The sequence below is a fragment of the Rhizobium sp. AG207R genome (genome assembly GCF_027109195.1).
GTDB lineage: Bacteria > Pseudomonadota > Alphaproteobacteria > Rhizobiales > Rhizobiaceae > Rhizobium > Rhizobium dioscoreae.
This window is the reverse complement of sequence record NZ_JAEPVT010000002.1, coordinates 489,639-502,266: the sequence shown is the minus strand read 5'-3', so window position 1 is coordinate 502,266 and position 12,628 is coordinate 489,639. Positions and strand designations below refer to the sequence as shown.

At 60.9% G+C, this 12,628-nt stretch carries 13 protein-coding genes; 7 read left to right on the top strand and 6 right to left on the bottom strand.

What is annotated here, in order from left to right; translation table 11 throughout:
* Positions 1-22: 22 nt before the first annotated feature.
* Positions 23-550 (top strand): gluconokinase, encoded by a 528-nt coding sequence (locus tag JJQ51_RS06425; protein WP_113330110.1) that lies wholly within the window; start codon positions 23-25, stop codon positions 548-550.
* Between the two features lie 9 nt (positions 551-559).
* Here the strand turns inward: JJQ51_RS06425 and JJQ51_RS06420 are convergent, their stop codons facing one another.
* The 3 genes from JJQ51_RS06420 to JJQ51_RS06410 all read right to left on the bottom strand — a co-directional run bounded on the left by JJQ51_RS06420 (position 560) and on the right by JJQ51_RS06410 (position 3,474).
* Entirely contained in the window at positions 560-1,807 is a 1,248-nt protein-coding gene (locus JJQ51_RS06420; protein ID WP_113353800.1) for an NAD(P)/FAD-dependent oxidoreductase, read from the bottom strand.
* Between the two features lie 117 nt (positions 1,808-1,924).
* Positions 1,925-2,422, bottom strand: a complete 498-nt coding sequence (locus JJQ51_RS06415) for an isoprenylcysteine carboxyl methyltransferase family protein (protein WP_113353801.1) — start codon at positions 2,420-2,422, stop codon at positions 1,925-1,927.
* Positions 2,422-3,474 carry a type III polyketide synthase gene (locus JJQ51_RS06410; protein ID WP_269244437.1) on the bottom strand — a complete coding sequence of 351 codons (1,053 nt, stop codon included), beginning with the start codon at positions 3,472-3,474 and terminating at the stop codon, positions 2,422-2,424. Before JJQ51_RS06410 ends, JJQ51_RS06415 begins: the two co-directional genes overlap by 1 nt.
* Before the next feature lie 197 nt (positions 3,475-3,671).
* Between JJQ51_RS06410 and JJQ51_RS06405 the strand changes: the two genes are divergently transcribed.
* From JJQ51_RS06405 to JJQ51_RS06385, 5 genes are all read left to right on the top strand, one after another.
* Positions 3,672-4,214 carry a tetratricopeptide repeat protein gene (locus tag JJQ51_RS06405; protein WP_152093686.1) on the top strand — a complete coding sequence of 181 codons (543 nt, stop codon included), beginning with the start codon at positions 3,672-3,674 and terminating at the stop codon, positions 4,212-4,214.
* Between the two features lie 62 nt (positions 4,215-4,276).
* Positions 4,277-4,921, top strand: coding sequence for an RNA polymerase sigma factor (locus JJQ51_RS06400; protein ID WP_152093685.1), 645 nt, complete (start codon positions 4,277-4,279; stop codon positions 4,919-4,921).
* Complete coding sequence (locus JJQ51_RS06395) at positions 4,914-5,717, top strand: anti-sigma factor family protein (RefSeq protein WP_233788600.1); 804 nt, start codon at positions 4,914-4,916, stop codon at positions 5,715-5,717. Before JJQ51_RS06400 ends, JJQ51_RS06395 begins: the two co-directional genes overlap by 8 nt.
* A 145-nt stretch (positions 5,718-5,862) precedes the next feature.
* Positions 5,863-7,440 carry a Ppx/GppA phosphatase family protein gene (locus JJQ51_RS06390; RefSeq protein ID WP_113330115.1) on the top strand — a complete coding sequence of 526 codons (1,578 nt, stop codon included), beginning with the start codon at positions 5,863-5,865 and terminating at the stop codon, positions 7,438-7,440.
* Positions 7,437-8,174: an RlmE family RNA methyltransferase gene (locus JJQ51_RS06385; protein ID WP_145322554.1), complete on the top strand. Its 738-nt coding sequence runs from the start codon at positions 7,437-7,439 to the stop codon at positions 8,172-8,174. The genes JJQ51_RS06390 and JJQ51_RS06385 overlap by 4 nt, the downstream gene beginning before the upstream one ends.
* Positions 8,175-8,251: 77 nt before the next feature.
* Here the strand turns inward: JJQ51_RS06385 and JJQ51_RS06380 are convergent, their stop codons facing one another.
* The gene (locus JJQ51_RS06380; protein ID WP_113353804.1) at positions 8,252-9,682 is read right to left on the bottom strand and encodes an MFS transporter; all 1,431 of its coding nucleotides are present in this window, start codon (positions 9,680-9,682) and stop codon (positions 8,252-8,254) included.
* Positions 9,683-10,028: 346 nt separating this feature from the next.
* Here JJQ51_RS06380 and JJQ51_RS06375 point away from each other — a divergent pair, with 346 nt between their 5' ends.
* Positions 10,029-10,901 (top strand): MBL fold metallo-hydrolase, encoded by an 873-nt coding sequence (locus tag JJQ51_RS06375; protein ID WP_269244436.1) that lies wholly within the window; start codon positions 10,029-10,031, stop codon positions 10,899-10,901.
* 29 nt (positions 10,902-10,930) lie between these two features.
* Here the strand turns inward: JJQ51_RS06375 and JJQ51_RS06370 are convergent, their stop codons facing one another.
* Together JJQ51_RS06370 and plsY are read right to left on the bottom strand one after the other, a co-directional pair.
* Complete coding sequence (locus tag JJQ51_RS06370) at positions 10,931-11,848, bottom strand: alpha/beta fold hydrolase (RefSeq protein ID WP_152093683.1); 918 nt, start codon at positions 11,846-11,848, stop codon at positions 10,931-10,933.
* A 99-nt stretch (positions 11,849-11,947) separates the two neighbouring features.
* Positions 11,948-12,619: a glycerol-3-phosphate 1-O-acyltransferase PlsY gene (gene plsY, locus JJQ51_RS06365; protein WP_269244435.1), complete on the bottom strand. Its 672-nt coding sequence runs from the start codon at positions 12,617-12,619 to the stop codon at positions 11,948-11,950.
* Positions 12,620-12,628: the final 9 nt, after the last annotated feature.

Sequence of the window (12,628 nt, the reverse complement as noted above, 5' to 3'; positions counted from 1 at the left end):
TCAATCATTCCGGACAGGCCTTATGCGCGATAATCAAGACATTCCCCTTGCCATCATCGTCATGGGTGTGAGCGGCAGTGGCAAATCCTCAATCGGTGAGGGTGTCGCGGCCAAGCTTGGCATCCATTTTATCGAAGGCGACGCGCTGCATCCGGCCGCCAATGTCGAGAAGATGAGCAAGGGCATCCCCCTGACGGACGAGGATCGTTGGCCCTGGCTCGAAAAGATCGGTCAGGAAATATCGGCAAGCCTCGCGAAAAACGAGGGCGTTGTCGTTACCTGCTCGGCGCTCAAGCGTGTCTATCGCGAACGCCTGCGGGCGTCTGCCGGCGGCCATCTCTATTTCATCTATCTCGAAGGCTCGAAGGAGCTGCTGACGAAGCGCATGGGCGAGCGCAAGGGGCATTTCATGCCGGCGTCACTGCTCGAAAGCCAGCTGCAGACTTTGGAAGTGCCGACCAGCGAGCCCGGCGTCGTCACCGTCGATATCGACGCCACGATCGGGGAGATCGTCGATGCCTCCGTCAAAAGTCTCAAGGCTATTCTCTAAATCAAAAGCTCAGGGCGCAAATCGGCTAGGAGCATAAGCCGAAATATCGATGAACGGCGTCTCGCCGGTGATGAGCTCGGCAAGCACGCGACCGGTCACCGGCCCGAGCGTCAATCCATGATGAGCATGGCCGAAGGCGAACCATAGGCCGTTGTGGCGCGGTGCCTTGCCGATGATCGGCATCATGTCGGGCGTGCAGGGCCGCGCACCCATCCAGGGTTCCGGATCGAGCCGTTCGCCGAGCGGGAAGGCGGTGCGGGCGACGGCCTCCGCGCGATCGAGCTGCACCGGGGTCTTCGGTGCATCGCGCAGGGCGAATTCGGCGCCGGTCGTCAGCCGGATGCCCCGGCTCATCGGCGCCAGCAGATAGCCACGCTCGGCATCCAGCATCCAGTTGTTGAGGATGGCATTGCCCTCGGCGGCGTAATGCATGTGGTAGCCGCGCTTGACGCCGAGCGGGAAAGCATAGCCGAAGCGTTTCGTGACGATATCAGCCCAGGGGCCGAGTGCGACGACGACATCCTCCGCCTCGATCGATCCCTCCGCCGTCACCATTCTCCAGGCCGAACCTGCCATGCCGAGCGAAACCGCGTCTCCGGTCGTCACACGGCCGCCAATGCTTTCGAAATATCGCCGATAGGCGGCCGTCAATCCGTGCGGGTCCAGCACCGACCAGGGATCGCGCCAGCGAAGTGCTCCGGCAAAGCTGCCTCTCAGATGCGGCTCGGCACTTGCGATCTCTGCGCTGTTCAGCGCGTCATAGCCGATGCCGAATTCGCGGCTGAGGCGCTCCGCTTCGGCAAACTCGGCATCCCGCTTCTCGTTCGAGCGGAAGAGCTCCATCCAGCCATTCTTGCGAATGAGCTCCTCGGCATGCGAGGCTTGGATGAGATCGTTGTGTTCGCTGACGGAATGTTCGATGAGCGGCGCATAGGCGCGCGAAATCATCTCATGGCGCTTGGTATTGGAGTTCCACCAATAGCGGGCAAGAAAGGCGATCTGCGCCGGCAGCGCGCGCAGATGGTAATGCGCGTCGATGCGGTTATTGAAGGCATAGCGCAGCAGCAGGCCGAACTGCTGGGGGAAGCCATAGGGCACCACGCCCTCGCGCTGGATGAGGCCGGCATTGCCGAAGGACGTTCCCTGACCCGGTGGCTGGCGATCGACGAGGACGACTTGCCGTCCCCGCCGCTGCAGATGGATTGCCGTCGAAACCCCGACGATACCAGCACCGAGAACGATTGCGTTCTTTGTCATCTCACCCTGCTATCCGCATGCTCATCGCATTGCGCCCGGTCGCTCCGCATTGCCTGACCGCGCTCTAAGCATCGAAAATGCCTGCCAAATTTCAGTGGCGCAATTGAAAAATGCGGATCAGCTTGCAGTCTGTCGCAGGCAGGCGTTTTCGGCGCGGATGCGGATAGCAAGAATGATGCCGTTGAGCAGAGAAAAGATCGCGGCATAAAGCGGCATGCCGAAAGCGAGCGGCAAGACGGCGATCTCGCCGACGACAACGGCATAGTTCGGATGGCTGAGGAAGCGATAGGGTCCTTTGGTCACCAGCGCCGCGCGGGGCAGGATGATGATGCGTGTCGTCCAACGATCCTTGAGTGTCACCAGCACCCAGAGACGCAGTCCCTGCAGCACCATGAAGAGCACAAACCAGGCGGGATCGACCGACCGGCCGATGGCGAGCAACCACAATCCTATCAGCCATGTCGTATGCATCGCCACCATGAAGGGATAATGCTCCGGCGCATGTTCCCGAGCGCCGCGGGCAAGGAGCGCCGCGGTATTGTGCCTGGCATAGACGAGCTCTGCCAGCCGCTGCAGCGTCACGAAGGTCAGAAGCGCGATCGATGGCCACAGCATCACGCAACCCTCCTCAGGGTAATGCAGCTTGCCGAAAATCCCGGCCCCATGGCGAGTAGGGCGGAACGCTCTGGCAATCCGGCCGCAATCACCCGCTCCAGCACGAACAGCACGGTGGGAGAGGACATGTTGCCATAGTCGCCGATCACCTCGCGCTCGATATCGAGCGAACCTTCTTCAAGGCCGAGCGACTTCTCGAGGGCCGACAGCACCTTGGCGCCGCCGGGATGGCAAATGAAGCGGTCGACATCGGAGATCAAAAGCCTGGATCGCTCCAGAATCCCGGCAACCGCCCGCCTCAGATGCGTTTCGGCGAAGACCGGCAGTGATTGTTCGAGGATGATGCCAAAACCGGTATCGTCGATCTTCCAGCCCATGATGCCGAGGCTGTCGGGGAAAAGATGTTCGCCTGTCGCTTCGATTTCCGCAATGCCGCCTTCGCCGGCTCGCAGCACACAGGCTGCTGCTCCATCGCCGAACAGTGCGGTGGCTATAATGTTGGGCCGTGTCAGTTCGTCTAGGCGGAAGGCGAGCGAGCAGAGTTCGATCGCGACGAAGAGCACGACGGCGCCTGGCCGGCTTCTTGCCATTTTCGTCGCAACGGCAAGGCCGGACACGCCGGCGGCACAGCCGAGCCCGAAGATCGGCACGCGCTCGATATCGCTACGGAAGCCCATTTCGCCGGCAAGCCGTGCCTCGAGGCTCGGCGTCGCAAGCCCTGTGGACGAAGCCGTGACGATGCAGTCGACCTCTCTGGCCTCGATACCGGCCCGCTGTACCGCTGCTGTTGCGGAACGGCGGAAAAGCTCCGAGGCCACCTTCGTATAGGCAGCCATGCGATCCTGCCAGCCATGCGGCTCTTCGAACCAGGAAAGGGGCCGCGCCACATGACGCTTGCGAATGCCGGTGCTCTCGAACACGCGCGCGAGATACTTGAAATCCTGAAAACGGTCCGAGAACAGACGGCCCGCCGTCTCGGCAGCGTCGGGCTGGAGGATGATGTTGTCGGGCGTTGCGACGGCAAGGCCTAGAAGTTTGACGGTATCGGTCACGAGTTTCTCCTGTGCCCTTGAGGGGCATGTCGGTTGAAACACGCGATAGAGGTGGTCTATTCGATGCCGGAGCAGTCACGAAAGAGTGACGGCGTCTCGACATAGGATGCGTCGAAAAAATTCTCGGGTCGTTCGAATAAAATATACAGACGGTGTGTTCTCCCCTCGCAACGTTCATTTTGCCAAGGAGACATTCCATGACGACCAAAGCATTTCGCCTGGCTTCCATCGCCCTCGGTGCAGGCCTGACCGTCGGCGCTTTCGCCGTTCCCGTCTTCGCCGCCGGCGACGATTCCAGCACGACGCCGACCTGCAAGAAGGGCGAGATCTACGATCAGAAGGCGAAGAAGTGCGTCAAGCAGCAGAGCGCCAATGTCACCGACGAAAACCGCGCCGACTACGCCTATTCGCTCGCCAAGAAGGATCATCGCTACGAGGAAGCCCTGGCGGTTCTCGACACGATGAAGAACCCGAATACGGCAGAAGCGCTGAACTATCGCGGCTATGTTACCCGCAAGCTCGGCCGTACGGACGAAGGCATTTCCTATTACCAGAAGTCCGTCGCCATGGATCCGAAGTACACGCTGGTTCGTGAATATCTCGGCGAAGCCTACGTCATCAAGGGCCAGATGGACCTCGCCAAGGATCAGCTGAACACGATCAAGACGCTCTGCGGCAATACGAGCTGCGAGGAGTATCGCGATCTCCACGCCGCGATCATGAATCCGTCCAGCCTGTGATCGCAGATCCGGGTCAGTGATAAAGACGGCAAGCGGGGAGCTTTGCGAGAGATATGGGAGTGATGCCGGTCGCTCGTGGTGCTATTTCTGCTTATAGTCTGACAGCAACGGAGCCGCCGAAAAGGTCGGCGGTTTCCGGACCTGCGAATGCCGCGGAGGATGTCATAGCGAGCGAAGAGGATATCAGGGCAGGCCTGTCCCAGCATCTGACGCGGTTGTGGCGCTACGGCGTGGTGCTGTCGCGCCAGCGCGACGTGGCGGATGATCTCGTGCAGGCGACCTGCGTCAGAGCTTTGGAGCGGGCGGCGCAGTTTACCGCCGGCACGAGGCTCGACCGCTGGCTGTTTGCCATCCTCCACTCGATCTGGCTGAACGAGGTCCGTTCGCGCCGTGTGCGTATGGGGCAGGGCTTCGTCGATGCCGACGAGACGCTCGTATTTGACGGCGCACAGGAAACCGAAACGCGTGTTCTCGCCGGGCAGGTCTTGCAGCGCGTGCAGGCATTGCCGGAAGCACAGCGCACTGCCGTGTTCCTGGCCTATGTCGAGGGGCTTTCCTATCGTGAAGTGGCTGAAATTCTCGATGTGCCGATCGGAACCGTCATGAGCCGGTTGGCGGCAGCGCGGGCGAAGCTCGCTGATGGCATGGGGGTGGCGGCTGACGGAAAAGCGTCCGGAGGTGGGCGACTGGGGAATGGAAATGAGTGAATTGAACAAAGGACAGATGGTTACGGACGAACAGCTCACCGCCTTCATCGATGGCGAGCTGGATGCTGCCGACCGCGATAGGATCGAGGGGCTAATCGCCAGCGACGAGCACGTGGCGGAGCGTTTCGATTTTTTGTCGCGCAGCACGCTGCCCTTTTCTGAAGCGTTTCAGCCGATGCTCGCCGAGGCGCCGGCTGCGAAGCTGGATGCCATGCTTGCCGCCATTGCCTCGTCAAAGGAAAGCAAGGTCCGCGCCGCTGGCATTGGCCGCCGCGGTTTCCTGGCCGCAATGGCTGCGAGTTTCGTAGCCGCCATCGCCATCGACCGCGCGGTGATCGGCATCGGCCGTAAGCTTTCGAAGCCGGACGAGGATACCGAATGGCGTGCCGTCGTGGCGGAATATCTTTCGCTCTATACGGCGGATACACTGAGTGCTCCGGCCGGAGACCATGCGCAGCAGGTCGCGCAGTTGAATGAGGTCGGTGCCAAGTTGGATCTGTCGCTGGCGCCCGAAGCGATTGCCATGCCGGGCATAGAGTTCAAGCGTGCTCAGATCCTGAATTATGACAGCAAGCCACTTGCCCAGATCGCCTATCTCGATCCGGAAAGCGGCCCGATGGCACTCTGCATCGTTCAGTCCACCAGGGGTATGGCCGCTCCGGACATGGAAAATCGTCGCGGCATGAATGTCGTCTATTGGTCGAGCGCCACACACGCCTTCATGCTGATCGGTCACGCGCCGATCGATCGGATGCAGCAACTTGCAGCTGATGTTAGGGCGCACCTCATCGCCTGAGGGCTGTTTCCGGCGCGACTAAAATGGCGTGAATCAAAAAGAATTTGGCGAAAACCCATCCTGCTGGTATTCTTTGCCCAACGAAAATCGAACGAGCGCCAGCAGCATGCCCCCAAGGCCTTGCGCGGTGCGGTGGAAAAGATACGTGAGTGACCCCGAAAGCGGCCTAGCGCCGCAGGCAGACGGGGCGCCGGCAGCAGAGCGCAGGAAGGGTAAATCCTCCCGGCGCGCGAAGCGTAAGCGCGGTCATGGCCGCCCGAACGCTCATTCTGCGGAGGCTAGCCAGGCAGGTAAGTCCAGCCAGGTGGCGCAGCGCCCAGCAGAGGATGAGGCCGGCTCGCCGGCTAGAAAGCGCAAGCGCCGCCGCCGTGCACGCGGCGCAGCCCAGGGTGGCGCGCAGCCTTCTTCGTCAACACAGCAGTTTTCATCACAGGCGGAGCATCGCGCTTCGACTGAGCATGGCCATCCCTCCTCGCATAAGAGCGGCAAGAATCGGCGCAAGCATCGCAGCAAGCGCGGCCTGCAGGGTCGGCCTCTCGTGCATGAGAAGACGGCGCAGATCGTCGCTCCAGCGAATACGCAGGCGAATGTCCACGCTCCGACCCACGACGATCACCGTCAGAACCGGCAGCCTCAGCCGCGACGTGAAGGCCAGGGGCAGCACCATTATGCCGAGGCTGATTCCCGTCCGCTCGATCTCTATGCCGCTCTCGATCTCGGCACCAACAATTGCCGTCTGCTGATCGCACAGCCGACTCGTCCGGGTCAGTTCCGAGTGGTTGATGCATTTTCCCGCATCGTGCGTCTTGGCGAAGGGCTCGGCGCCAGTGGCCGCCTCTCCAGCGATGCCATGGACCGCGCCGTGGAAGCGCTGCGCATCTGCGCGGCTAAGCTGAAGACCCGCGAGATCCGGCGCATGCGGCTGATCGCGACCGAAGCCTGCCGCGCCGCTGACAACGGCGAAGCGTTTCTAGCAAGGGTGACCGAAGAGACCGGATTGCAGCTCGAAATCATCGACCGCGAAACCGAGGCGCGGCTTGCCGTTTCCGGTTGCTCGTCGCTTGTGGGGCCGGAAGCGCGCTCGGTCGTGCTGTTCGATATTGGCGGCGGCTCTTCGGAAATTGCCGTCATCCGCATCGGCGAGAATCGCTCCAGCCGGCTGGCCAATCACATCACCCATTGGACCTCGCTGCCCGTCGGTGTCGTCACGCTCTCCGAGCGGCATGGCGGTCGCGACGTGACGCCGGAGCTGTTCGAGACGATGGTGTGTGAGGTTCAGCGCATGCTCGAGCGTTTCGATTGCCCGCCGGTTCATGGCGCCGCACGTGACAGCGGCGACTTCCACCTGATCGGGACTTCCGGCACGGTAACGACGCTTGCAGGCGTCCATCTCGATCTGCCGCGCTACGATCGGCGCCGGGTCGATGGCGTCTGGCTGTCGGATGATGAAGTGAGTGCGATGCAGGCGAAGCTCCTGTCCTGGGATTTTGCCGGCCGCGCCGCCAATCCCTGCATCGGGCCGGATCGTGCCGATCTGGTACTGGCGGGTTGCGCCATTCTAGAGGCGATCCGCCGCCGCTGGCCGAGCCCGCGCATGCGCGTTGCTGATCGCGGCCTGCGCGAGGGACTGCTGACCGACATGATGGCAGACGACGGCGTTTGGCGGCGAGGCCGCTCGCGCCGGGGTCATCGACCGAGGGATATGAAGGGGCCGCAGACGTGACCAAGCCAACCATCGCCGGCAACCGCACGGGCCGCAAACTCGGTCAGCGCGTCAAGAAAAAGAAGCTGAAGGCCTCGTCGCGGCAGTGGCTGCAGCGCCATATCAACGATCCCTATGTGCAGCGCGCCCAGCTGGAAGGCTATCGTGCCCGCGCCGCTTTCAAGCTGCTGGAGATCGACGAGAAGCATCAGATCCTCAAGGGCGCGCGACGCATCATCGATCTGGGTGCCGCTCCGGGCAGCTGGTCACAGATCGCCGCCAAGGTGACCGACTCGACCGAGGAGGATATCCGCGTCGCCGCCATCGATTTCCTCGAAATGGCGCCGATACCCGGCGTCAGTATCCTGCAGCTCGATTTCCTCGATCCGACAGCGCCGCAGCGGCTGATCGATGCCGTCGGCGGCACACCGGATCTCGTGATATCCGATATGGCGGCGCCGACGACGGGCCATCACCGCACCGACCATCTGCGCACGATGCATCTTTGCGAAGTGGCTGCGCATTTCGCCGTCGAGGTGCTGGCCGAAGGTGGCCATTTCCTTGCCAAGACCTTCCAGGGGGGTACCGAGCGTGACCTCTTGACCTTCCTGAAGCAGAATTTCCGTCAGGTCATCCATGTGAAGCCCGGCGCATCCAGAGCCGAGTCGGTGGAAATGTTCCTGCTGGCGAAGGGCTTCAAGGGCCGGAAGCCGGAAGGCGAGACAGAAGAGGCGGAAGCCGCCGCCGTGCGTTAAGTTCGGCGGCTCTCGATCCATGAATCGGCGAGATCTCGATTACGCTACGGCTTTGCCCAAGCGTAGGGATCGTGTTGTCATTTTGCGGCCGGCTGCTGCACCTGCGGCTGAAGGGCGGCGACGCGCTTGAGACCGGCCTTATGGCCGGAGACCATGGCACCGGCACTGCGATCCATCCGGATGAAGGGGATGGTCGCAAGTACGGTCAGAACCGAGATGCAGAAGAAGGCGATATGGAAATCGCGGACCTGCAGTTCCGTTCCGCTGAAGAAGGTCGAGGTTTCCAGGATCATGGCGGCGACGGCGACACCGAGCGCCAGGCTGATCTGCTGCATGACGGAGCTCATCGATGTCGCCTGGCTTGCCTGCTTGTCGTTGATATCGGCGAAGGCGAGCGCATTGATGCCGGTGAAGAAGAAGGAGCGCGAGAAGCCGCCAATCAGCAGGATGCCGACAATGATGAGGTGTGGCGTCCAGGGCTGGAAGAAGCCGGTGCAGATCGTCGTCAGGGTGGTGATGGCCGCGGCCGAAAGCAGCGCTGTCTTGAAGCCCACGGCGGTAAAGACCCGGCGGGCGATGAATTTCGTCGAGATCGCGCCGATGGCACCGGCAAAGGTGATGAGGCCGGACTGGAATGGATTGAGGCCGAAGCCGAGCTGCAGCATCAAGGGTGTCAGGAAGGGCATGGCGCCGATGCAGATGCGGAACAGCGTGCCGCCGGTGACCGAGGCGCGGAAGGTGGCGTTCTTCAGCAGCGTGAGATCGAGGATCGGGGCCGGGTGACGGCGCGCATGGCCGATATAGAGAAAGCCGCAGACGAAGCCGATGACGACGGCGGAGATGCCGATATAGGGCGGCAGCGCCGGCAGGCTGATGACGGACATGCCGAAGACGATTCCGGATGCGGCGAAAGAGGTCAGCAGGAAACCGATGACATCGAGCTTCGGCGGCATTGTCGCTTCCACGTCGGGCAGGAAGATTGACGCCAAGATCACGCCGAGGATGCCGACGGGCACGTTGATCAGGAAGATCCAGTGCCAGGAGGCATACGTGGTGATGAAACCGCCGAGCGGAGGACCGGCAAGCGGGCCGACGAGCGCGGGAATGGAGAGCAGCGCCATCGCTGACACCAGATCGCTCTTCTGCGTGGTGCGCACCAGCACAAGGCGCCCGACCGGCGTCATCATCGAGCCGCCGACACCCTGCAGGAAGCGGGCGAAGACGAATTCCACGAGGCCGCCCGAGAAGGCGCACATGATGGAGCCGATGACGAAGACACAGATGGCAACACGGAAGATGTTCTTCGCGCCGAAGCGATCCGCCATCCAGCCGCTGATCGGGATGAAGACGGCCAGCGATACCATGTAGGAGGTCAGCGCCAGCTTTAGCGTGATCGGGCCGACATGCAGATCATTGGCGATGGCCGGCAGCGCTGTCGCGATGACGGTGGAATCCATCTGTTCCATGAAAAGGGCTACGGCGAGGATCAATGGAACGATGCGATTCATGGGCATCCGCCTTGATAGGTCTGTCTTCGGAAAGCCGCCGCTCAGGTGCGATCAGCCGCTCTGTAGTCCTATGCGAGGCTGCTGCCAATCCTGGATTTTGCTCCATCAGCGCCTGGGGATCACGTCTTCGTGATATCCACTGTCGCATCGGGTGGGACGCAGGATTTGACATATGCTAAGAGCATGGAAATGCTAAACGCATAAAACGTCGTCCGGTCTATTAGCGGATTTGGATTGTGTTGTCATGACCAAATTTTCGGTCGTAGACGCGCAACTTCCAGGCCGCCGTCACCGGAGGCTGCGATAGGCGCAGCTTACGCTGCGCATCAACATAAGGAGTGAGTTCATGACTGCCGTCCTGCCCCCGGATACGCATCGGTTCAAATTGGGATCCTGCACCGTCACCGTCGTCAAGGACGGCGCTAACATCATAGACAACCCCTGGGAGACTTTCGGCTCGAACCAGACGCCGGACACCGTTCGCAAACTGCTGGAGCAGAATTTCCTGCCGACGGAAAAATTCGTCAACAGCTATGCGCCCGCCATCATCGACACCGGCTCCGACGTGATCGTCATCGATACCGGCTTTGGTGCCGCCGGTCGCGCTCGTGGCCTCGGCCGCTTTCGCGAAGGGCTGAAGGCGGTCGGCTACACGCCTGAGCAGGTCACGGTCGTCGCTCTGACGCATCTGCACGGCGATCATATCAATGGATTGATGGAGGAGGATGGCCCGGCCTTTCCGAATGCTCGCTACGTTGCCGGCGAGATCGAATATGGGTTCTGGACCGATACGGCGCGTGAGGGAACACCGGCGGAAGGCGGCCATAAGGCCGTCCTCGCCAATGTCGTGCCCTTCGCCGAAAAGATGACCTTCCTTAGGGATGGCGACCAGATCGTCAGCGGCATAACCGCCATGCTGGCGCCCGGCCACACGCCCGGCCATCTCGTCTTCCACCTAGAATCCGGCGGCAGCCAACTCGTCATGACCGGCGATACCGCCAACCATTATGTCCTATCGCTCGGCCGCCCGGATTGGGAAGTCCGCTTCGATGCGGACAAGGCGCAGGCCGCGAAAACCCGCCGCCGCATCTTCGATATGATCGCCGCCGACCGCATCCCCTTCCTCGGCTTCCACATGCCTTTCCCCGCCGTTGGCTTCGTCGAAAAACAGTCGGAAGGTTTTCGCTACATTCCGAAAAGCTACCAGTTCGATGTTTGAAGACAGCGACTTGATGGCGAGATGTAAGCTCAAGAACGGTCGCGAAAGGGACCATTATCTTGATGCATAACGGCACGGATGGCGCCTGCAAAAGCAGCAGGCGCCTCCTGCGGCAGATTGTGTCCAACCCCTGCAATAATACGTCGTTGGTAAAACGCGGCCTTGAAATGCGGCGCGGCATGGTCGATTGCATCAGGTGGATCGACACCGTCGTCGGCACCTTGCAGAACAAAGGTTGGCACGACGATATCAGGTTGCTTGGCTAGTTCTGCCTCTATGGACTGCAGCTCTGGATCTCCGGGAGTACCGCCGAACCGATGTCGATAGGAATGAATGACGACATCCACAAAATCCGGATTTTCAAATGCCGCAAAGCTCTGTTCGTAAGTTGCGTCAACAAAACTCCATGTGGGAGACCATAGCTTCCAGATGAAACGGCAAAGCTCGCAGCGTTTCTCGCTCAGTCCTCTTCGGCCACGCTCCGAATGGAAGTAATATTGATACCAATAGCGATATTCCTCTTCGGGCGACGCGGGTTGGCCGGCGGCGGTGATGTTCTGGATGTTGTATCCCGTCCCGCAGCTTACCAAACCGCGAACACGCTCGGGCCAAAGGGCAGCGACAATACAGGCTGCCCGGCCACCCCAATCATAGCCGCCAAGCGTCGCCGAAGAAATACCAAGCGCGTCCATGAAAGCCAGAAGGTCCGAACCGAGAGCGGCTTGCTCTCCTGACCGGAAGGTTTCGTCGGAAAGGAATCGCGTCGAGCCGAATCCACGCAGGAACGGCACGAAGCAATGCCATCCATCTCCAGCGAGTCGCTCGGCCACCTGATCGTAAGCATGAATGTCATACGGGAAGCCGTGCAAAAGGATCACCGGCTGGCCGTCGGGCGGCCCGCTTTCCCGATAAGCGATTTCCAGAACGCCGGCTGTGACTGTCTTCATGTGGCATTCCTCTACCGATCAATGGTGCATCCGAGAGGCATTTCAGCATGGCAAAACCGGCTCCAGGTCACAACCGAAATTCGCAAAAGCTCCGCGCATTCAATTCCGGATCACGGCACTTCGCCCGAGACGAGGTTCCGTTCCTGTCAGCAGTCGCTGAATATTCATACGATGGCGCACGATCACATAAAGGCTACCGGCAATCACCAGCAATCGATATGGCAACGGCTGCTCCAAGCCGCAGACAAGGGCAATCGCCGTCAAAGCTGCCAGGATTGAGCCGAGAGAAACAATCCGAAAAATAGCCAGCGTAATGCCAAAAACGGTCACTGCACCTAATCCCACCGGCCAGGCTATCGCCAGCAACAGGCCAAGTCCCGTTGCGACGGATTTGCCGCCCTTAAAATTCAGCCAGATCGGGCGGCTATGCCCCAGCAGAACCGCGAGTCCCGCTAAGCAAACCGCCCACAAAACGAAGTTTTGCTGATCAAGCGCAATCGGCGGCGATATGGATGGCAATGTTTGGAGCCAAGGATAGAACCAACGGGCAAAGACGATTGCCGCGGCTCCTTTCAGCACATCGACCAGGAGCACCACCAAGGCTGGCCACTTCCCAAGGGTCCGCAATACGTTCGTTGCGCCAGTCGATTTGGAACCGAGGTCCCGAATATCAACGCCCTTGAGCAGTCTCCCCGCCAGATAGCCCGTGGGTATGGAGCCCAAGAGATAGGCGATCGCCAATCCCGCGACGCTTGCTATCCAGAAACCCATGAGTGTCAC

Coding starts and splice junctions, on each gene's coding strand:
- JJQ51_RS06425 (WP_113330110.1), top strand. CDS start 23: ATGCGCGATAATCAAGACATTCCCCTTGCCATCATCGTCATGGGTGTG.
- JJQ51_RS06420 (WP_113353800.1), bottom strand. CDS start 1,807: ATGACAAAGAACGCAATCGTTCTCGGTGCTGGTATCGTCGGGGTTTCG.
- JJQ51_RS06415 (WP_113353801.1), bottom strand. CDS start 2,422: ATGCTGTGGCCATCGATCGCGCTTCTGACCTTCGTGACGCTGCAGCGG.
- JJQ51_RS06405 (WP_152093686.1), top strand. CDS start 3,672: ATGACGACCAAAGCATTTCGCCTGGCTTCCATCGCCCTCGGTGCAGGC.
- JJQ51_RS06400 (WP_152093685.1), top strand. CDS start 4,277: ATGCCGGTCGCTCGTGGTGCTATTTCTGCTTATAGTCTGACAGCAACG.
- JJQ51_RS06395 (WP_233788600.1), top strand. CDS start 4,914: ATGAGTGAATTGAACAAAGGACAGATGGTTACGGACGAACAGCTCACC.
- JJQ51_RS06380 (WP_113353804.1), bottom strand. CDS start 9,682: ATGAATCGCATCGTTCCATTGATCCTCGCCGTAGCCCTTTTCATGGAA.
- JJQ51_RS06375 (WP_269244436.1), top strand. CDS start 10,029: ATGACTGCCGTCCTGCCCCCGGATACGCATCGGTTCAAATTGGGATCC.
- JJQ51_RS06370 (WP_152093683.1), bottom strand. CDS start 11,848: ATGAAGACAGTCACAGCCGGCGTTCTGGAAATCGCTTATCGGGAAAGC.
- plsY (WP_269244435.1), bottom strand. CDS start 12,619: ATGGGTTTCTGGATAGCAAGCGTCGCGGGATTGGCGATCGCCTATCTC.